A 19,336-nucleotide genomic window follows, 5' to 3' on the forward strand; every position below is an offset into this window, starting at 1 on the left:
GATAGCAGCGAGTCCATGTTCACGATCGGGACCGTTCGACCTCGATCGTCATCCCCGTGGCCCGCAGCCGGTCGGTGAGCAGATCGCCCATTGCCGTTGCCGGAGTGATAATTCCGGCCCGCTGCGGCAGCTTTGCGCCGTCGAAGGCCAGGCACAGGCCGCTCTCGCCGAGCATTACCGCGGTCGCCTGGTAGCCGGGGTCGCCGGCGCCGGAGAAGGTTGCCACGTATTCGGCGCCCGAGGAAGTACGGGCGTAGGTATTCATCGTGAACCATCCCTGGGCGAGGGACTCTTCGTTCGGTCCGGTGCCGGGCTTCGGAAGCACCCGATCCAGGAGCCTGCGTCCCCCCGACGATCTGGACAGCACGGCGCCCGCCGCCATTCCTGCGACGATTCCGCCCGACACTGCGGCGGCGATCATCGGCGCCGCGTACGTCTTTCCCGCGTCCATGACCTCTCGGTAGCGGAAATTCTTGCCGTACACCCAACCGAGCAGGCCGTTGCTACGCCGTACGATCTTCGTGTTGTGCGGTGCCATGACGAACGTACCGACCCAACCTTCCAAATGCGGAGCGATCGTTTTCGCCCGCTGCAGCGCCCGATCGGACTGACGGCCGACATTCGGATCCATCGACTTGTCCGGGCTCAGCGAGTACGGATCGGATATCACCGACTGCTTCGACGGGTCTGCCGCGATGACTTCCAACATGGCGCGTGCGGAGTCGATGGTGCCGCCGCTGACACCACCCTGCACGGTCGCGATGAGTGTGGTGTCCTCGAGTTCGCCGGAGTGGTCCGCAACGGTGCTGCGGTAGAGCTGGTAGACGCACAAGTCCGACGGAATCGAGTCGAAGCCACAGGAATTCACGATCTTCGCGCTGGTGGTCACTGCCTGATCGTGGAAGCGGTCGATCGCGTCCCTGGTGAATACCGACTCGCCGGTGAGGTCGGCGTAATGGGTGCCCGACTTCGCGCAGGCGGCCACCAGCGGCATGCCGTAGCGCTGGTACGGGCCGACCGTGGTGACCACTGCGGTGGTCCGCGCGGCCAGCGCGTCGAGCGCGGTCTGGTCGGCGACATCTGCCACTACCAGACCCCACCCGGCGGCGGCATGCCCCAGGTCGTCGCGAACCTTGGTCAGCTTCTGCAGCGAACGCCCGGCCAGCGCGATACGCGCCGATTCCGGCGCCCCGCCCGCGAGGTACTTCGCAGTGAGCCTTCCGACGAAACCCGTTGCGCCGAAGAGGATGAGGTCGAATTCTCGATTCTCTGCCATGGCTTATCTACTTCCGATCAATGATTGTGTGAGGCTTTGCGCCGAGACTCGGGCTCATGGTGTTGTGAGGGCGACGACCGGCCGCATCCGGGTGGCGCGCACACTCGTCGACGAGGTCGCGGCGAGGGCGATCGCGAAGCTGCCCGTGACGATCGCGGGGTACATCCACCACGGCCCGGAGGGGATCGGCGAGCCGGTCTTCACGATGCTGTAGGGAACAGCGGTGGCCGCCGCCGCGATCGTGCCGAGAACGACCGCGATGGCCGTTGCGACCACGCTTTCGACGGCCACCACGCCCACTACCTGATGCCGCGTCGACGCGGTCAGCCGGAGCAGGCCGAACTCCCGCCGCCGATCCCACGTCGCCGCGATCAGCGCGTTGCTGACGGCGATCGTGCAGAACGCGATGATCATCGCCACGACAAGGTAATTCGCGGCCGCGAACTGCGGACCGATGTCGTCGGGCACACGCTTCACGATGCTGTCCTCGGTGCTCTGCATGTACAGCGTGCCGGTCGCAATGCCGACGAGTAGCGCCAGCGGTCCGACGACAGTGCTCGCGGCCGCGGCGCGGGCGTTCAGATTGCGCACGGCCAACCGGCCGACGCTGCTCGGCACCCATGCGTCGACCCGCCCGGCCACCGCGACGACAGCGGGACTCAACAGCGCCGCACCGATCGCGACACCGATACAGGCCGGTCCGGCCACTGCCGCCAGCAGCGGTCCGTCGGACATGAACAGCGTGCTGACCCCGCAGCCGAGGCCGAGCAGCAGGAATGCCACACCGATCATCGGCTTCGCTCGGGAGACCACGCCTTCCTCGGCACCCGAGGCGTCGGCCAGCGCAAGCACCGGCGGGACCGTTGCCGCGCGACGCCCCGCGAACACCGCGGCCAGCGCCGCCGACAGCAGCGAAATGGCCACGCCCGCACAAGCAGTCCGCCAGCTCACGACCAGCTGGATCGGTGCGTCCACCACACCCACCGCCCGCATCCGGTCGAGGAGAAACGCGCCGAGCCCGATACCGGGTGCGAGTCCGATGATCACCGCGGGCAGCGCGACCGCGATCGTCTCCACCAGCACCGCGCCGCTCACCTGCCGGGGGACGGCGCCGATCGATCGGAGCAGGGCAAGCTCCCGCCTGCGCGCCTGGATCACGAGCGTGACGGTGGAGGCGATGCCGAACGCCACGACAGCGACAGTCCAGCCGCCCATGATCGCCGCGAGGATCGCCAAGGATTTCGCACTGCCATCCGGCGCGGCGACACCGGTCTCGACCAGCGCGGCGAACGCGGTCAACAGCGCTGTCCCCGTACCGATCACGCACGCCGACGCGACATACGCCGACACGCGGGCCCGCACGGTGCGTAATGCGAAGCGCCACATCATCGAACACCGCCATGGTAGGCAAGGCCATCGGCCAGCCGCGCCATTCGCGCCGCGACGGCGTCGGCGGTCGGCCGCGGCATCGCGTCCACCACCCGCCCGTCCGCGAAGAAGACCACGGCATCGGCGACAGATGCGGCCACCGGATCGTGGGTGACCATCACGATGGTGCGCCCCGCGCTGTCGACGGCATCTCGGAGCAAGCCGAGCACCTCGGCGGCGGACCGGCTGTCGAGCGCACCGGTCGGCTCGTCGGCGAAGATCACCGCCGGCCCGCTCAGCAGCGCGCGGGCGATCGCCACCCGCTGTTGCTGACCGCCGGACAACGCCGCAGGCCGCGCGTGCACATGCTGCGCGAGACCGAGCCGGGCCAGGACATCCAGCACAGCACCGGCCGGTATCCGCCGGGAGGCGAATTCCATGGGGAGCGTGACATTTTGCTGCACGGTCAGGGTCGGCACCAGATTGTAGGACTGGAAGATGAAGCCGAGCCGATCGCGACGCAGCCGCGTCAGTGCGTCCTCGTCGAGCATCGTCAGCTCGACCCCATCGATCACCACCGATCCCGAACTCGGCCGATCCAGTCCGGCCGCGCACTGCAGCAACGTGCTCTTACCCGAGCCGGACGGCCCCATGACAGCGGTGAAGGAGCGGCGGGGGAATGCCAGGCTCACGCCGTCGAGGACCCTCGTCGTGGTTGGGCCCGCTCCGTAAACCTTGACCACCTCACGCAACACCACGCTGTAGCGCGAGAGCGTCGACTCCGACACTCTCTCTGAATACACTGTACGAGTCATAAATGCATGGTACTGAACGCTCCTAACCTGTCGACATATAGATGCGAGTAACCGCCAGTGAACTGGCATTTCATCCGTACTCAGCCGCTGAGTACCGACACGCGCCCGGCATCGAGTAGACTTTCGTCACGGACCGAATTTTGTGACGAAAAGAGTCTCGGGATGCCGACTTGCCAGGTGTGCGGCCGGATGCTGGCGCCCGCGGTGCGTGGCAGGCCCGCCCGATACTGCTCACGCGCCTGCCGGGCACGGGCGTATCGGGAACGCGTCGCGGCGAAGCAACAGGAAGTCGCCGAGCCGACCGAGGAGGCCGGTGCCGCGCTCACCGTCGACCGCGTGGTGCGCGCCGCGATCGCGCTGGCGGACCGGGAGGGCGGCGCAGGCCCGTCCATGCGCCGCACCGCGGCCGAACTAGGCGTCGGTGTGATGTCGCTGTACCGCTATGTTCCCGGCAAGGAGGAACTCGGCGGACTGATGATCGACGCCGTATTCGGCGACCACCCGCTGCCGGAACCCGGCCCGCCGGGCTGGCGGGCGAAGCTGGAACTGTCCGCCCACCAGGAGTGGGACATCTACCGCGAACACCCTTGGGTACCACAGCTGTTCGCCATCACCACCCGCCCGCCGGCCGCACCGCGCATGATGGGGTACACCGACTGGCGCATCCGCGCGGTCGACGGCCTCGGCCTCGATTTCCCGACCATGGTGCGCATCGCGATCATGGTCTCCACACACACCCAGAGCGCCGCGTATCCGCTCGCCAGGGAGAGGTACGCGAGCGATACCCGCGAACAGTGGATGGACGCACGCAGCAGCAAGGTCCAGGAAATCTTCGCCTCCGGCGAGTTGCCGATGATCGCCCGGTTCGACGCCGACGCGTTCGATGCCTCGCAGCCGCAGAGCATATTCGACTTCGGTTTGCGCTGCCTGCTCGACGGCGTCGCGAAAATCGTTCCCGACCGCGCCACCGCCTAGCGCCCGCCACTCTGACCGGCGGCGTGGAATCCTGAGCCTTCGCCGCAGCGATCCACTGCCGTGGCGTCATGGCAAGAAAAGGCGGTGGCATGGCAGCAGTCTCATCTCCGGCGTCACGAGATCGTCGATGGTGACCTGCGCGACCAGGTGCTTCCGCCGCGCCTCGGCGGCGAACACCTCGGCGACATCCGCATCGGCCTGGTAGTGCTGAATCGGCAGGCCCTCGATGCCGAATTCCACCGCCACGTGGCGCTTCGTCGGTCGCGATCGCGCGGTGGGTAGCACCAGCTCGCAGCAGGTCACGGTCCCGCCCGGCGCACTTCGGTACCGCTCTACGGTGCCTCCCGGGTCGACAAGTTGCCTCACCTTGCCGCCGACCGGTTCATCGGAGTGGTCGCCGGTTTCCCAGACCTCCAGGGTCAGCGTCGTGGCCTGCGGCGGATGGATCACAACCCGCAGGCGGTTGTCACCGGCCGTCGTGGGATCGTCCACGGCCGCACCGACGAGCAGGCGCATGAGGGAATCGACCGGCTCGACCAGATCGCCCAGGCCCGCGCGTGAGAGCTTCCAGCGCGCGTAGGACCGCACGACCTCGACAGGGTGAGCGAATGCTTCGACGGTCAGATCAACCAGCGCCCCAGACCCGTCATCAGCGCTGGTCTCCCTCAGCGGTTGCCCGTCGAGCAGCAGGGTGGCCTGCGCCGAGTCGGCATACCTCACCAGGAGCGATGGACACGCGTCCGCGAACCTGCGCAACATCAGATCTCTCGGTACACCGAGACCGTCGAAATGCTGTGGCGACGGCACGAGCAGATAGGTCGGTTCACCGTTGCACCTGGCCAGCGTGTCCAGCAGCATCCACAGCGCAGTTGTCGGTGGTGGACCACCCAGCACCCGCTCCAGCGCAATTCGGCGGCGGGCCGCGGTCGCCCGGATCCGCTCGTGCTCACCCGCCGTCAACATCGACCACAACGCCTGACCCGGCGGCTCCAACTCGGCGAACACTCTGCCTTTGATCGAACCGTCGAAGTGCGCGGCCAGCGCCTCCAACTCGCCCGTGACCTCATCGGCGCGTTCACCGACCAGCGACAGTTGCAAATACCCGAACGTCGGCGCCATCGGTCACCCGGCCTGCTCGAACCGTTCGAGCGCCCGCGCACGCCCCGCAAGTGCTCGCCGGATGGCAGCGCACTGGTGACCCGGATCCTCGCGCAACCAGACGGTGGCCCACCCTTTGGCCACCACCTCGCACCGGCCGTTCGCCGGAAGTTCGCACTGCTCGCAGCTGAATTTCCACTCGGCAACCGACCGGGATCTGCCGATCGTCCAGGTCATGAGCCCCAGTTTTACTGTTCCAGAGCGTGCGCGAAACGCTGCATCTTGCAGCATTAAGCGCTCTGTTCGGCGACTCCAGCAAACTCTGCGCTCCTACGGCATCCTCGGAACCTCGTCACCCGCCCCGGCGCGACGACGTTTCGCGTCCACCTCGGCGCGGATCGCTGCGGTGTGCTCGCCGAGAGCGGGCACCGCACCCATCAGTGCTTCGCGCCCCGGCACCGTGACTGCGGGGAGCAGCGCTTGCACCGATCCTTGCGGCGTGTCGACAGTGCGCCAGCGATCCCGCGCCGCCAGCTGTGGGTGGGCAGCGAACTCCGCCGGGGTGCGCAGACACCCGTTCGCGATGCCTGCGTCATCCAGGGCGGCGAGGATCTCGTGCGCGGTGGATGACGCGAACGCACGCTCGAGTAGCGACTTCAGCTCGGGTCGGTGCGCAACTCGGTCGGAGTTGTGTGCGAAGCGCTCGTCGGCAATGAGATCGGGCCGACCGAGGATCTCTTCGCACAGTCGTGCCCATTCCCGGTCGTTCTGCACTCCCAAGAAGACCTGACCACCGTCGCCGGTCGCGTACGGACCATATGGCGCGATCGAAGCGTGGTGCGCGCTGGACCGGACCGGCGGATGGTCACCGTATGTCGTGTAGTAGATCGGCTGGGTCATCCACTCACCCAAGGCGTCGATCATGGCGACTTCCAGAGCCTTCGCTTCGCCGGTACGTTCACGCTCATACAGCGCGGTGAGGATTCCGGTGTAGGCATACATTCCACCGGCGATGTCGGCGACGGAGATTCCCGCCTTCACGGGCTCATCGGGTGTCCCGGTCACGGAAAGCAAGCCGGTCTCGCACTGGATGAGCAGGTCGTAAGCCTTCTTCGAGCGATACGGCCCAGACGACCCGTAACCCGAGAGTGAGCACGTGATGAGGCCAGGATGCCGTGCCCGGAGGGTTTCGGCTGCCAGCCCGAGCCGTTCGTCGGATCCAGGGGCAAGGTTCTGCACGAAGACGTCGGCTCCGGCGATGAGGGTCTCGAGCACCGCGAGGTCCTCGGGCTGCTTCAGATCCAGCGTCACGCTTTCCTTGCCGCGGTTCAGCCAGGTGAAATAGCTGGATTGACCGTGCACGGTGCGGTCGTAGTCGCGGGCGAAGTCGCCCACGAGAGGGCGTTCGACCTTGATGACTCGTGCGCCGAGATCGGCCAGCTGACGGGTGGCGAACGGGATGGCGACAGCTTGCTCGAGCGCAACCACCGTGATCCCTTCGAGCGGATGCATCATGGGGCCACCGAGTTCCTCTTGACCAGCTGCTTTGCGATGACACCGCGCTGGATTTCGTTCGTTCCCTCGCCGACGATCATCAGCGGGGCATCGCGGAAGTAGCGCTCGACATCGAACTCGGTCGAGTAGCCATAGCCACCGTGGACGCGAACGGCGTCCAGGGCGATCTGCATCGCGACCTCGGAGGCGAACAGCTTCGCCATCCCCGCCTCCATATCGGCGCGCGCTCCGTCGTCGTAGCGCCGGGCTGCGTGCAGTACCAGCTGGCGAGCCGCCGTCAGCTTGGTCACCATGTCTGCGAGGTAGTTACCGATGGACTGATGCCGCCAGATCGGCTGCCCGAACGTCTCCCGCACCTGTGCGTACGCCAGGGCGTCCTCGAGCGCGGCGCGGCCGACGCCCACCGCTCGCGAGGCAACCTGGATGCGACCGATCTCGAGCCCGCGCATCATCTGCGAGAAGCCGAGTCCTTCCGAATCGCCCAGCAGACTGCTCGTCGGCACCCGAAGGTCGTCGAAGACGATCTCACAACTCTCGACACCCTTGTACCCGAGCTTCGGTAAGTCTCGTGAGACCGTGAACCCCGGCCCTTTCTCGACCAGCAGAATGCTCATGCCTCGATGCGTCGGCTGCACCCGCGGATTGGTTTTGCAGAGGAGCGCGATCAGCTGCGAGCGCCTGGCATTGCTGATCCACGTCTTCGATCCGTTCACCACGTAGTGGTCGCCCTCTCGACGTGCTGTCGTGCGCATCGCCTGGAGATCCGAGCCGCCGCCTGGCTCGGTGAGTGCCATCGTTGCCCGGATCTCTCCTGTCGCCATCTTCGGCAGGTAACGGTCCTGTTGCTGCCGAGTTCCGAAAGCAACCAGCAACTTGGCGACCACGGTGTGACCACCCATGGCCCCGGCCAAGCTCATCCAACCGCGAGCAAGCTCCTCGGTAACCAGTGCATAGCAGGGTGTCGAGACGTGTACTTCCCCCCAAGGGTCCGGGATCGCGAGGCCGTAGATGCCGAGGCCCTTCATCTGCTCGATCAGCGCGGCGGGGTAAGCATTCGCGTGCTCGAGCTCCCGGGCGACCGGTCGCACTTCCTTGTCGACGAAATACCGTACCGCTCTGACGATTTCACCCTCTTCTGCGCTGAGGCCTTCCATTGCTCTGTCCCTACGGTTGTCGGTGTTCGGAGTTGGTGCCCTGGTGCGGCAGATGGCCCTAGGCCGTCTTCAGCGCCTGCCGCAGCAGCTGTGCCCCGGAGTCCCAGGTGATTTCGTTGTGATCGCGCCCGGGCAGCCCCGCGCGACGCATGCAGTCCGCGAACTTCCTCTCCAGCCGTGCCTCGTCGAGCGGACGCTGGGGTGATCCCGGGGGAAAGTCGAGACTGGTGCGGGCGATTGTTCCCGTATCGAGGTGGACCTCGATCTGCACCTCGCCGTCGAGGAGCCATTCGCCGCCAGGGTCGCACCGGAGTTCGACCGCCTGTACCAGACGCTGCGCCTCGTCGCGCTGGACCGCGGCGTCGGTGAAGCTCTCGAACCCCTGGTGCTCGTCGAGCAATGCTGCCGCTACGGCATATTCCAGGCTGAACTTCGCCTGGAGCCCAGTCCGGGGACGGTGGTGAATCAGCGGCGCCACAGTCGCCTCCGGGGTCTTCACGACGACCTTGGTGATGTCGGCGGCTCGAACCCCGTCCGCGGTCAGGGCATCGAGTGCGCTGATCGGCCGCTGGAGGGCATAGCAGGCCGGATACAGCTTGACCGCAAGACCTCCCGGCACAGCCGGACCGGACAAGTCGACGGCGTCGTGCCGAGCGCCGACCAGCCGGAGCCATTCCGCCAGAGCCGAGGTGTCCGCCTCGGCACCGGCAGCCGCGAGCCTGGCGGCGCGGACGCCCGCGTCCGCGGCGAATCCGACCTGAAGGGACTTGGCATCGGTGCCGAAGGCGCGCTGGACGCCCCCGGCCGCGGGAACCGCGAGTGCCAGTGCCGTTGCCGTCTCCCGGGCCGACAGTCCCATCGCGACGGACGCGGTGACCGCCGCCGCGGGAGCGCCGGCCGTACACGTGGCGTGCCAGCCTCGCGCGTAGTGACTCCAGCCGAGCAGGGTCCCGAGACGAGCCATCACGCCTGCGCCGGCGAGGTATGCCTTCGAAGCGCCTCCCGTCGCGAGCGCCACATTGGCGCATACGACGCTGATGTGCGTGGTGGACCGCATGTGCAGATCGTCGAAGTCGAGGACGTGTCCCACCGCGGCCCACTGACCAGCCTCGCCCAACTCTCCGGCGACGCTGTGCACGGGATGCGATCGGCCCGCGAGAGTCACCGCGACTGTGTCCACGAGCGCGTTGCGGGCGAGCGCAACATCGTCGTCGGTGGGCTCGAGAGCGCACCCCCACTGCGCCAATCGCTCCGCCAGATTCACATCAGCTCCAAATATACGTATATTTTGTTTAAATGTAGGGCCATTTAGCCATGGGCGTCCATCGGCAGTCAAGAGCGCTACCGGGTGGCCTGCCTCTCACCCGATCGGGCGATGACGCTCCACGGCATGCGTCGACCGAGGATCGACCCCGGACGCTCGCGAGACGATGCGGCAACTCGACTAGGCTGGCGTGCCTCGAAGGGAGGTTCCATGCGTCGGGTCGAGCGCGACGTCGCATATCGAACGCTTGCCGATCGGCTGCGCGCCGCGATAGGCGAAGGTCAGTTCGGCGAGGGAAACCCGCTGCCCACCGAGGAACAGCTCGCCACCACGCATGCAGTGAGCCGCTCGACAGTCCGGCGAGCAATGCAGGATCTGGTTGCCGAGGGGCTCATCTATCGAGTGGCGGGGCGAGGAACATTCCCGGTCGCGGAATCCGGTCGCTACCTACGCCATGTCGGCTCGATCGAAGATCTCATCGCACTGTCGGTGGACACCATCTGCGAGATCATCTCCCCGCTCCAGTTGCGAGTCGATATCGAAGCCGCCGGACGAATGGGTCTGTCCTCGGACTCGGTGAGCACCTTGACACTGCGCAGACTGTTCGACGACACCCCGATCGCGATCACCACCGTCACCCTGCCGCCCTCGATCGGACGACTGCTCCATGACGTGCGGGAGTTCGCGACGGCGGGGTCGCGCGGCAGCGTGACCGTGATCGGATCGATCGACTCGCGGATGCCCGGTACGATCCGCGACGCCGAACAGACGATCACTGCTGTGGCGGCCTCGGACGCCGTCGCCGAGGGCCTCGAATGCCATGTGGGAGCGCCGGTCCTGCGGATCGATCGACTGTATTCGGACACGCAGGGACGGGCCGTGGAACTGGCTGTGAGCTACTTCAACCCGGACTACTACACCTACCGGGTCAACCTCCGCCGCAAAGCGAACTGACGCAGAGCTATCCGCGCCTGTGCCCTACGGCCGTCGGCCTGCTCACGTATCCGAAGGGCGCGCCGCATGTGCGGCAGGGTCGGATTCGAATTCAGCGAGCACCTCGGCAATCATCGCGTCGCCGGTTGTGCGCCTGCCCAGATCGATCAGCTCGTCGGCGCGTTCGGCACCGAGGGCGGCGCGCACGATGGTGTCCGTCGCACGCCGGTGTTCGGTCATGGTGCCGTACCCGATCATCGACGAATCACCGGCCGCCCAGGACGCGACGGCAGCGCCGCGCAGCCGCGCCGCGAACTCGAATTCGTTGCGTTGGGCGGCAATCCACGACAGCATTTCGAGTACCCAGGCAACGAGGATGCGATCGGCGAACGGCCGAGAGAGCCGGAGAGTTCTTCGGGCGTCGTGCAAGGCTCCGTCCAGATCACCGACCGTGTACGCGTGGTAGGCGTGCGAGAACCTCAGATAGGCCAGATTCCACTGTTCACCTGCCTCGACGCACAGCGCCACGGCTTCGTGCCAGAGCTCGGGAGCTTGCGACGCCCTGTCCTGCTGCGCCAACGTCGTCAGCAGACCCGGGATCGTGGCAACGATTCCCTGCGGATTCTGCGCGTCACGGTGACACTTCAGCGCCGACTCGTACTCGGCGAACCCGCCGCGCAGATCGTCGTGGAAAAGAGCGACCAAGCCGAGTGCCATTCTGGCGAATCCCTCGCCTACGACGTCTCCGATGGCCGATGCACGGTCGAGGGCCTGACGGGCATGACGCTCGCTGCCTGCGATGTCGTTCTGGACCATGGCGATGAGCGCCGAACTCCACAGCGCGTGGACCTTTGCGGCCGGGTCCACTCGAGGTGAGTCGATCGCTGCGGCGAGCCACCGTCGAGCCTCTGCGAGCGTGCTGCTGGCCAGCCAGTAGTAATGCAAGGATGTGACGATCTCGGCACCCGCCGTAGACAGGTCGCCATCGACGTCACTGTATGCCAGAGCAGCACGAAGGTTTTCGCGTTCGGCCTGTACGGTTTGGAAGGCTGTGACTTGGCGGGAGCTGAACCAGTTTCTCTCGAAGTCCTCGGCTATGCGGAGGTAGCGATCGATGTAACGCGTGGTGATCACCTCCCGCACCGGCGATTCGGCGAGCCGTTGCCTGGCGTACTCGCGCAGCGTCACAAGCAACCGGTAGTAGTGGACACCGTTGCGCGGTGTGCTCATCAGCATCGACTTATCCACCAGGGACGCGAGCGCGACGTGCACGTCGGGCACGGTCCGGTCCGGTCCCGCACCCACTTCGACCGCAGCCTCCGCGGTGAACTCGCCAGCGAAAAGTGATACCGCAGACCATATTTCACGCTCGTCAGGGGTGAGCAGCCGATAGCTCCAATCGACGAGCGCCTGCAGTGTCCGATGACGCGGTTCCACGGCGCTGCTACCGGTGACGAGCAGTCGAAACCGATCCTGGATAACCTGCAGCAGCTCGCCGACGCCGAACGTCCGCAACCGCGCCGCAGCCAGCTCTATCGCCAACGGCATCCCATCCAGTTCGGCGCAAAGTCGAGCGACATCGGCGCGATCGGCTTCGGCCGGAGCGAAATTGGGCACCGCGGCCTCAGCTCGATCGAGGAACAGTTCGATTGCTTCGCTCTCGCTGTCCGGGGCACCCTGCAACGACATGGGCAGTACGGGGAAAATATGCTCGCCTGCGATTCCCAGCACCTGCTGGCTGGTCACGAGTATCCGCAAGCCGGCTACGGTGCGAAGGAGTTCCTCGACCAGCGGACCGCAGTCGGCGATGAGGTGCTCACAGTTGTCCAGAACGATCAGCGTCGGCCGAGTACCCACCGATTCGGCCAGTCGACCGGCGAGCGCATGGGCCGGCTGCCCCAGTTCGGTGGGAAGATCTCCGAGCTCGAGCGCGTCGACGAAGGCATCGATGAGGTTATCCGCCTCCAGCACCTTACCGAGATCCACGAGTCGGACATCCCCGCCGAACTCCGAGCTCAGTTGCGTGGCCACTTCCACTGCGAGGCGAGACTTGCCTACGCCGCCCGGCCCGGTGAGAGTGGTCAGGCGCGCGCCACCGCGCACCAGCGACTCGATGTCGCGCACCTCATGCCGCCGACCGACAAAGCTCGTCAACGGTACTGGTAACCGCGATCGACCGCCGAGGTGGCGGCGGTACCGGGAGCCCACCGCCGCCGGGCTGGTCGGGTACGGCTCGGCGCCAATCGTTTCCGAGGAGATCGCCATCTCGTCGGCCACGATCCCGTGCTGTCGTTGAACGGTACGCAGCGCTTCGCCGACCGCGGCGGCCGTGGATATTCGCGCCAGCGGATCGCGGGACATCGCGTTTTCGATCACCTGGCTCAGGTCGTCGGGAATGCCGATCTCCCGCAAGTCCGGGATGTCCTGGGTACCGATCCTGAGGAATTGGGCGATGGCCTCTTCGCCCGGCTTGCGTTCGAAGGCCGCACGACCGCTGACGAGACTGAACAATGTGGCGCCGAGACCGTAGACATCCGAAACGACAGTCGCCGGTGCACCGCCGAGCACCTCCGGCGCGGTGTAGGCCAGCGATCCCGCGAAATAGCCGGTGCCGGTTTCGAATCCGCCCGCGATGCGAGCGATACCGAAGTCGGTCAATTGGGGTTCACCGTAATCGGTGAGCAGGACATTCGCAGGTTTGACGTCGCGATGCAAGATGCCGAAGCGGTGCGCTGTCTCGAGCGCGCCTGCCAGCTTGACACCGACCCGTACCGCCCAGGCCCACTCGCACGGGCCCTCCTGCCGGATCCGTTTCTCCAGTGAATCGAGCCGATAGTAAGGCATCACGATGAACGGCCGCCCCCCTGCGATCGACCCGACCTGATGCACCGTGGCAATGTTCGGGTGCCCGGACAGGCGACCCATCACATATTCCTCGCGCCGAAATCGTTCGTAATTGTCGTCGTCCACAACGGCGGACAGCACCTTTACCGCGATAGTACGACCCAGATTCCGTTGTTCGCAGCGAAAAACCACACCGAAACCACCCCGGCCGATCTCATGCGGATGCTCGAATCCGGCGGCGGCCAACTCCGCCGCGATTCCGGAGAACACGTCCGCCTGAGTTGTAGACGGCTCGAACTCGGACACGATGAACTCGATTCCGCAGAGGTGCGCGCTTATTCGGCGCCACGCGGCTCCGCACGTCTCGCAGCCAGACTACCATCCCGGTCCTGCGCCGGAGACGAGATCGCGCGCGCACTCCTTTCAACGCTCGTGAGGGCTCGGCCATTCACGCGGCCAGCGCCGCAAACCGCCAATCGAGTACCGAACCCGACTTCGAAGAAACAACCGTTCGAATCTGAAGCACTCCTCCCCCACTCCCGAGCGGTTGCGCACGCTCGACGCGCACCGTGCTCGTCAGGGTATCTCCCTCGTACACCGGCGCAAGATGATCACAGGAGATCCAACCCAGAATCGTCACAAGATTCGGCAGAACCCGGCAGACCTGCCCTGAAGCGATCGCGATCGTGTGTCCGCCGTAGACCAACCGCCGACCGGATTCGGCGGCCCGCTCATCATGGTGAACCGCGGCAATGTTCAGCGTCAACCGCGCGAGTTCCGGCGCGCTCGACACCACGTCACCGGCCGTGAGCACCCATTCGGATCCCGCGATACATCCGTCGAAATGCTCCCCCGGAGCCATGCTCCGGAATGCGCTGAGATTCCACGTCTCCGGCGCTTTCCACTGCCCTCGACGTCTACGACCAATAGCTGAGAGGTCATCGTGATGCCCGGTGTCGTCTTCGATCCGCCCGGGGCGTCGAGGCAGCATTGCGCAACGCCAGAAATCGAGAACTGGCTTTCCGAGCTGGTCCTTGGTGGATATTTGCAAAACTGCCAGACCAGTGGGATACCGCCCGGGCTTCGGACTGTTCTGGCGAAGCGCGACCACCTTGGTGACCGTATACAACGTATCCCCCAGTGTGGGATAGCCATGAAATTGCAAGCCACGGTAGAAGACGTTGGCCTTCACTCGCTGCGTGACGAGGGTCGACTGTCCTATCGCAAGATTCCACACCAGCGCAGGATGTGCGTGGGTTGGTTTCCCGGTCACTCGCAAGGAAAGATTCTCGTCCAGGGGCAAACGCAGCCGATCGCCGACTATTGCCTGGTGCGATGCGGCGAGTCCCGGGTTCAGCGTGACCGCGGGCGCGTCGTCGAACACCATCCCGATCGCAAGGTCGTCGAAGTATGGTCCGCCCGTGGGCACACTGCTGCTGCGCATTCGAAATGTAGCTCCCTCTCGGCGTCCGCGGCGGCCGAACGTTGCCTCATCTGCCGATGTTGCGGGCGAGCCGTATGCGACAGATGGATTCCAGTTGGGCGACTGCTTCTTTTCCATGCCGTGCAGCGACATCAGATCCGAGATTTGCTTGTATTCGGCCAAAGAATACGCGCGGCGTGACTCCGAACTCGATGAAAATATCTTCGTCGGGGCCACCTCCCCAATGCCGCCACCTTATCACGAAGTCGAGCATACGGCTGATTATCAACTCGTCACTGCACGATTTCGTCCGCGTCATGGAATCACTCCTTTCCCGCTCCTTGCGACTCCGGATCCGACGCTAGCCGAGGAGGGCCGTGTGCTACCATCCGACGCATCGGGTAGTTAGCGAATCAGCGGCCGGAGAACGTCCATCGCAGTCCGATGGCCACGACGAATCAGCGGCTTCCTTCAGAATTGATCGGCTCTCCTGATGGCATTCGCCCCGCATCGTCCTTCGATGCGCATTCCGGCGGTCCGGCAGATCGCCAACCGGGAACGCCGACCTCCGGCGTGCCGACGCCGATCTTGCTACCCGTCAGTTCACCCCAGTGTGCATGATTCAGCTCGTGCAGGGTGAAGCAGGCATTCAGCGCGTTGTAGAAACCCATGTTATCGACGGTCTGATTGACGGATTCCTTGATCATGAGGGCCGTCATTGTCGGCAACGCCGCGATCCGCCGCGCGAATTCGAGCGTGCGTTCCGCGAGTTCTCCGACTGGGTACACTTTGCTGACCATGCCCAAACGGTGCGCCTCATGTGCGTCGATGGCGTCACCGGTGAGCATCAGCTCTTTGGCTTTGCGGGCCCCGAACTCCCACGGGTGGGCAAAGTACTCGCCGCCGCACATACCGAGCCGGGTACCGACGACGTCGGCGAACACCACGTCGTCGGCGGCAGTGATGAGATCACAGCACCAGGTGAGCATCAAACCAGCCGCCAGCACCGGGCCGTGCACTTGCGCAATGGTGATCTTTCTCAGATTGCGCCAGCGCCTGGTGTTTTCGAAATAGTAGTGCCACTCTTGCAGCATGCGGGACTCGGTGACCGAGCGGGTGCCACCGTGGACTCGCATCGAGGGATGCTGATCCGGACCCGGCTCGGTCTCAGCGCGACTCTCTGCCGAACCCAGGTCGTGTCCGGACGAGAACATCGGACCGACCCCGCCCAAGATCACGACTCGGACGTCGTCGTCTGCCTCTGCTCGCAGGAACGCGTCATCGAGTTCCACCAGCAGACCCCGGTTCTGCGCGTTACGCGTCTTCGGCCGGTTGAGGAGAATACGCGCGATGCTTCCGTCATCCAGCGTCTCGTATGTCAGGAATCGGTAGTCGTTCACCGGCATACTCCTTTCGATTCTCGAGCCTAGTGCTCGGCTACAGGACTGCCCGCTGATCTGCCGAGCCGGCGATTCGAGCCTCGTTGGCGATGACTCGACTCTGGCTGACGGCCGGCGTCCAGACATCCGGCTTCTCCGACCAGAGGGACCGCAGGTGCGGTGCGACTTCGGTGCCGAACAGCGTGGTGTTCTTGCGCGCGACCTCCTCGGCGAGATTGCCGAAATGCATACACGTGACCAACTGTCCGACTCGCAGCGTCGTCGCCAGTTCGTGCACCCGCTGCCTGACGCGCTCCGGGCTTCCCGCGATGATGAATCCCTTTTCGTCGAGCTCCCAGAAATCCATTTCAGCAACCCGCTGGATATCCGAAGGGCTGACGATGCTGTTCTTCGCACTCCGTGCCGCGGTTTCAGCTCGCAACCGCTGCGCCCTGGCCGACACATACCCCGGTCCTTGGGCGAACCGTGGCGCGATCTTATTGTGCGTGTAGAAGTATTTGACCGCTTCGTGGTAGTCCGCCTCCGCCTCGGCGTCCGTGTCCGAGACGCAGATGATCTGGGTGAACGCCATGCGGTTGGGATTGACGTCGAGGCCACGCTCCTCGACCCGGTTCCAGAATCCGTCGACACTCGGCTTCGCGGTATGGAGTCCGGTGAAGGCGAGATGGCCGTAGCAGTAGCCCTCGTCGAGGACCAGGTCCCAGGTTTCCGGGCTGCCGGTTCCCGGCACCCAGACCGGCGGTGGTTTCTGGATCGGCCGCGGCCACGGGTTGACGTATCTGAGTTGGGTGTACTTCCCATTGAACGCGAACGGCTTCTCGGCAGCCCATCCGCGCATGATCAGTTCACGCGCTTCGGAGAAGCGCTCGCGGATCTCACCGGGGGGAATGCCGTACGAGTACGACGCGTCCATCGGTGTCCCGACCACGAACCCGGCGATGAGCCGACCACCGGACAAGCAATCCAGATAGCCCATCTCTTCGGCCACCCGAATCGGTGGGTTGTACAGGGCCAGGGAGTCGCCGATCACCAGAATCGCCGCGTTCTCGGTCGTGGCCGCGAGCGCGGATGCCATCAGGTTCGGCGATGGAGTCATCGCGAACGGGGTCTGGTGGTGTTCGTTGACGGCGAGACCGTCGAAACCCACCTTGTCGGCCTCCTGCATGAGGCGGAGAAACATTCGGTAGGTCTCACCGACCTGCCCGGAGTCGACGAGGGCCGGTGACACATCGACCCAAGCGCTGTCGACGCGTTGCGGAAAGTCCGGCCCTAGATGCGGGTAGGTTACTTCAGCAAACCAATGAAATTTCATCTTCCCTCATACGGGATCGCTGAGCTGTTCTGCTCGTCAGCGTCGGCTGCCGAGTTCGAAATATGCGGAGACAACGGCGGCTACTTTCGATCGGTCGGCATTTCGCGAATTGCTGGCAGCACCTCCGCGGCAAACAGTTGCATCGACTTCACACAGAGATCGTGCGGCATGCCGCCGAAGTTGAAGTTGACCGCGATCTCGCGCGCGCCGGTGGTGCGCTGCATGTACTCGACCTTCTCGATGATCTCGTCAGGCGTACCGATGAGCTGATTGTCCGCCGCATTGTGTTCGGCGACCTCGGCTCCGCCACCCGGGACGAAGCCGGTACTGCCGGAATCCGGCTGCTTCATCATCTCGGCGTACTGCTCGTACCCGCTGATGTTCTCGAAAGCCGTAGGGTCGGCGAAGCCGTAGTGGAGTGCACCGTCACGCTCGAAGCGAGCGAAGTACTTACGTGCGATCGCCGCTTCCTCGGGCCGCTCCACGCAGTAGGCCCACAGCAGCACCATGGGCTGCGAGTCGGGAGAGAGTCCATTCTGTTGCCGAATCTGGTTGAACAACATCATGTTCTGGGCAACCTTGTCGAAGGATTGCGGACTGACCACGATCGCGCCCAGCCCCGCCTTCGCGACAGCTTCGAGCGAAGTTTCCGTCATGAAGCCGCCCAGTGCGTTACTCCACAGATCGCCGTGACGTGGCTGGGGCCGAATGCTCGTCTCAGGGATCTTGAAGATCTCGCCGTCGTAGGAGAAGCGCTCCTGGGTCAGGCCGAGCCGGATGACGTCGAGCGATTCGACGAACCGCTGACGAGCCTGCTCCTGCGGTATCCCCAAGGGGCCGAACTCTTTCGGCGAAAGCCCGCGGCCGACGCCGATCGTGTAGTTGCGACCCTGCAGAAGGATGTCCAGGAAAGCGATCTCATGGGCGACCTGAACGGGGTGATGCCAGGGGAGCACGATCACGGAGGTGCCGAGATCCACGCGCTCGGTCCGCCCGGCCCAGAACGCAAGATGCTGAAGTGAATTGGGCACCATGCCGTACGGGGTCGCGAAATGTTCCACCGACCAGATCGAGTCGAATCCCAGCGGCTCGATCCTGTCCCCGAGGTCGAGAACCTCGTCCCACTTCACGTAGTCCGGCGGGCTCGGTGGCTGCGACCAGTCACCGGCCTGCACCCGCCGCCAATCCTCGGAATACATGCAGTGCAATGCAACGCCACATTTCACCTGAGCAACCTCCACCGACCTCGTAGCGATATTGTATGCAAGTGTACGTTAACTAACATCAGGGTGTCTAGAGCCCTCTGGGCACACACCACTCGGACCGGGCGGCGCGGCATCGCGGCGCGCTGGCCGGAACTGCTCCGACAGTGACGATCGACAGAGAAACGAGAGTTGTGCGATGTATGCATTTGCCTCAGCCGAGTACCTCGCCGCCCTGCACGGCTACCTCGCCGCGCGTGCGAAAGAGTTCGATCGCGCCCTGCACGGAGCAGCATTCTCCGTCTGTGAGGTCTACACGGACGTGCCACGGACCATCGCCGCAGACGGCCGGGTCGCGGTGACATGGCGGGTTCGCGCCGGTGCGGTCGAGCTCACCAGGACCGAGTCCGACGATGTGGAATTGAAGGTGGTCGTCGACTGGGCAACGATCGCTCCCCTCGCGAAGTTCGTCGTCGGCGACGACAAAGCCCGCGCCCGCGAGTTGAACGAGGCGATGGACCGTGCAGTCGCGGACGGCAAGATGATGGTCCACAGCAGCAATCGACCACCGGCGTTCTTCCGCTCGGTTCATGACGACATGGCCGCACTCACCTTGTGAAGCCCACGCAACGGCACCTTGCATAAGTAAACGTTCACGTACTAAGGTCGGTCTTGGCCAGCGCGGGCGCAGGCGAGCAACGGTCTTGCGGAGAGACTCCACGCGTGCCGCGCATCAAACCCATCGGACTGCATCGCT

General features: G+C 65.0%; 16 protein-coding genes. 3 read left to right on the forward strand and 13 right to left on the reverse strand.

Features of this window, described 5'->3' with window-relative positions; translation table 11 throughout:
* Positions 1-19 precede the first annotated feature (19 nt).
* The 3 genes from OHA40_RS02575 to OHA40_RS02585 are packed head-to-tail and all read right to left on the reverse strand — an operon-like array spanning position 20 to position 3,459.
* A complete protein-coding gene (locus OHA40_RS02575; RefSeq protein ID WP_330231456.1) occupies positions 20-1,276 on the reverse strand; it encodes a saccharopine dehydrogenase family protein in 1,257 nt (418 codons plus the stop codon).
* A gap of 54 nt (positions 1,277-1,330) precedes the next feature.
* Positions 1,331-2,665 (reverse strand): FtsX-like permease family protein, encoded by a 1,335-nt coding sequence (locus OHA40_RS02580; RefSeq protein ID WP_330231457.1) that lies wholly within the window; start codon positions 2,663-2,665, stop codon positions 1,331-1,333.
* The gene (locus OHA40_RS02585; protein ID WP_330231458.1) at positions 2,662-3,459 is read right to left on the reverse strand and encodes an ABC transporter ATP-binding protein; all 798 of its coding nucleotides are present in this window, start codon (positions 3,457-3,459) and stop codon (positions 2,662-2,664) included. The genes OHA40_RS02580 and OHA40_RS02585 overlap by 4 nt, the downstream gene beginning before the upstream one ends.
* A 162-nt stretch (positions 3,460-3,621) precedes the next feature.
* Between OHA40_RS02585 and OHA40_RS02590 the strand changes: the two genes are divergently transcribed.
* Complete coding sequence (locus OHA40_RS02590; protein ID WP_330231459.1) at positions 3,622-4,434, forward strand: TetR/AcrR family transcriptional regulator; 813 nt, start codon at positions 3,622-3,624, stop codon at positions 4,432-4,434.
* A gap of 66 nt (positions 4,435-4,500) precedes the next feature.
* Here the strand turns inward: OHA40_RS02590 and OHA40_RS02595 are convergent, their stop codons facing one another.
* The 5 genes from OHA40_RS02595 to OHA40_RS02615 all read right to left on the reverse strand — a co-directional run bounded on the left by OHA40_RS02595 (position 4,501) and on the right by OHA40_RS02615 (position 9,465).
* Positions 4,501-5,553 carry a hypothetical protein gene (locus tag OHA40_RS02595; RefSeq protein WP_330231460.1) on the reverse strand — a complete coding sequence of 351 codons (1,053 nt, stop codon included), beginning with the start codon at positions 5,551-5,553 and terminating at the stop codon, positions 4,501-4,503.
* Between the two features lie 3 nt (positions 5,554-5,556).
* Positions 5,557-5,769, reverse strand: a complete 213-nt coding sequence (locus tag OHA40_RS02600; protein WP_330231461.1) for a hypothetical protein — start codon at positions 5,767-5,769, stop codon at positions 5,557-5,559.
* Positions 5,770-5,862: 93 nt separating this feature from the next.
* Positions 5,863-7,044: a CaiB/BaiF CoA transferase family protein gene (locus tag OHA40_RS02605; protein WP_330234017.1), complete on the reverse strand. Its 1,182-nt coding sequence runs from the start codon at positions 7,042-7,044 to the stop codon at positions 5,863-5,865.
* Positions 7,044-8,201 (reverse strand): acyl-CoA dehydrogenase family protein, encoded by a 1,158-nt coding sequence (locus OHA40_RS02610; RefSeq protein ID WP_330231462.1) that lies wholly within the window; start codon positions 8,199-8,201, stop codon positions 7,044-7,046. The genes OHA40_RS02605 and OHA40_RS02610 overlap by 1 nt, the downstream gene beginning before the upstream one ends.
* Positions 8,202-8,259: 58 nt before the next feature.
* Positions 8,260-9,465: an MmgE/PrpD family protein gene (locus OHA40_RS02615; RefSeq protein ID WP_330231463.1), complete on the reverse strand. Its 1,206-nt coding sequence runs from the start codon at positions 9,463-9,465 to the stop codon at positions 8,260-8,262.
* A 210-nt stretch (positions 9,466-9,675) separates the two neighbouring features.
* Here OHA40_RS02615 and OHA40_RS02620 point away from each other — a divergent pair, with 210 nt between their 5' ends.
* Complete coding sequence (locus OHA40_RS02620; protein ID WP_330231464.1) at positions 9,676-10,419, forward strand: GntR family transcriptional regulator; 744 nt, start codon at positions 9,676-9,678, stop codon at positions 10,417-10,419.
* Positions 10,420-10,461: 42 nt separating this feature from the next.
* Here the strand turns inward: OHA40_RS02620 and OHA40_RS02625 are convergent, their stop codons facing one another.
* The 5 genes from OHA40_RS02625 to OHA40_RS02645 all read right to left on the reverse strand — a co-directional run bounded on the left by OHA40_RS02625 (position 10,462) and on the right by OHA40_RS02645 (position 18,576).
* Positions 10,462-13,548: a protein kinase domain-containing protein gene (locus OHA40_RS02625; RefSeq protein ID WP_330231465.1), complete on the reverse strand. Its 3,087-nt coding sequence runs from the start codon at positions 13,546-13,548 to the stop codon at positions 10,462-10,464.
* Positions 13,549-13,690: 142 nt separating this feature from the next.
* Positions 13,691-14,686, reverse strand: coding sequence for a MaoC family dehydratase (locus OHA40_RS02630; RefSeq protein ID WP_330234018.1), 996 nt, complete (start codon positions 14,684-14,686; stop codon positions 13,691-13,693).
* 437 nt (positions 14,687-15,123) lie between these two features.
* Positions 15,124-16,065: an enoyl-CoA hydratase gene (locus OHA40_RS02635; RefSeq protein ID WP_330231466.1), complete on the reverse strand. Its 942-nt coding sequence runs from the start codon at positions 16,063-16,065 to the stop codon at positions 15,124-15,126.
* A gap of 37 nt (positions 16,066-16,102) precedes the next feature.
* The gene (locus OHA40_RS02640; protein ID WP_330231467.1) at positions 16,103-17,377 is read right to left on the reverse strand and encodes an LLM class flavin-dependent oxidoreductase; all 1,275 of its coding nucleotides are present in this window, start codon (positions 17,375-17,377) and stop codon (positions 16,103-16,105) included.
* Positions 17,378-17,457: 80 nt separating this feature from the next.
* Positions 17,458-18,576, reverse strand: a complete 1,119-nt coding sequence (locus OHA40_RS02645) for an LLM class flavin-dependent oxidoreductase (RefSeq protein ID WP_330231468.1) — start codon at positions 18,574-18,576, stop codon at positions 17,458-17,460.
* Between the two features lie 202 nt (positions 18,577-18,778).
* On the opposite strand from OHA40_RS02645, the gene OHA40_RS02650 reads away from it, so the two are divergent.
* On the forward strand, positions 18,779-19,198 hold the full coding sequence (locus OHA40_RS02650; protein WP_330231469.1) for a hypothetical protein: 420 nt from the start codon (positions 18,779-18,781) through the stop codon (positions 19,196-19,198).
* Positions 19,199-19,336 lie beyond the last annotated feature (138 nt).

It is taken from the genome of Nocardia sp. NBC_00508, from assembly GCF_036346875.1.
GTDB lineage: Bacteria > Actinomycetota > Actinomycetes > Mycobacteriales > Mycobacteriaceae > Nocardia.

Excerpts from the sequence above, each read along its gene's own strand:
- OHA40_RS02590 (WP_330231459.1), top strand. The coding sequence starts at position 3,622 with ATGCCGACTTGCCAGGTGTGCGGCCGGATGCTGGCGCCCGCGGTGCGT.
- OHA40_RS02610 (WP_330231462.1), bottom strand. The coding sequence starts at position 8,201 with ATGGAAGGCCTCAGCGCAGAAGAGGGTGAAATCGTCAGAGCGGTACGG.
- OHA40_RS02630 (WP_330234018.1), bottom strand. The coding sequence starts at position 14,686 with ATGCGCAGCAGCAGTGTGCCCACGGGCGGACCATACTTCGACGACCTT.
- OHA40_RS02580 (WP_330231457.1), bottom strand. The coding sequence starts at position 2,665 with ATGATGTGGCGCTTCGCATTACGCACCGTGCGGGCCCGCGTGTCGGCG.
- OHA40_RS02620 (WP_330231464.1), top strand. The coding sequence starts at position 9,676 with ATGCGTCGGGTCGAGCGCGACGTCGCATATCGAACGCTTGCCGATCGG.
- OHA40_RS02585 (WP_330231458.1), bottom strand. The coding sequence starts at position 3,459 with ATGACTCGTACAGTGTATTCAGAGAGAGTGTCGGAGTCGACGCTCTCG.
- OHA40_RS02650 (WP_330231469.1), top strand. The coding sequence starts at position 18,779 with ATGTATGCATTTGCCTCAGCCGAGTACCTCGCCGCCCTGCACGGCTAC.
- OHA40_RS02605 (WP_330234017.1), bottom strand. The coding sequence starts at position 7,044 with ATGCATCCGCTCGAAGGGATCACGGTGGTTGCGCTCGAGCAAGCTGTC.
- OHA40_RS02595 (WP_330231460.1), bottom strand. The coding sequence starts at position 5,553 with ATGGCGCCGACGTTCGGGTATTTGCAACTGTCGCTGGTCGGTGAACGC.
- OHA40_RS02640 (WP_330231467.1), bottom strand. The coding sequence starts at position 17,377 with ATGAAATTTCATTGGTTTGCTGAAGTAACCTACCCGCATCTAGGGCCG.
- OHA40_RS02645 (WP_330231468.1), bottom strand. The coding sequence starts at position 18,576 with ATGTATTCCGAGGATTGGCGGCGGGTGCAGGCCGGTGACTGGTCGCAG.
- OHA40_RS02575 (WP_330231456.1), bottom strand. The coding sequence starts at position 1,276 with ATGGCAGAGAATCGAGAATTCGACCTCATCCTCTTCGGCGCAACGGGT.
- OHA40_RS02600 (WP_330231461.1), bottom strand. The coding sequence starts at position 5,769 with ATGACCTGGACGATCGGCAGATCCCGGTCGGTTGCCGAGTGGAAATTC.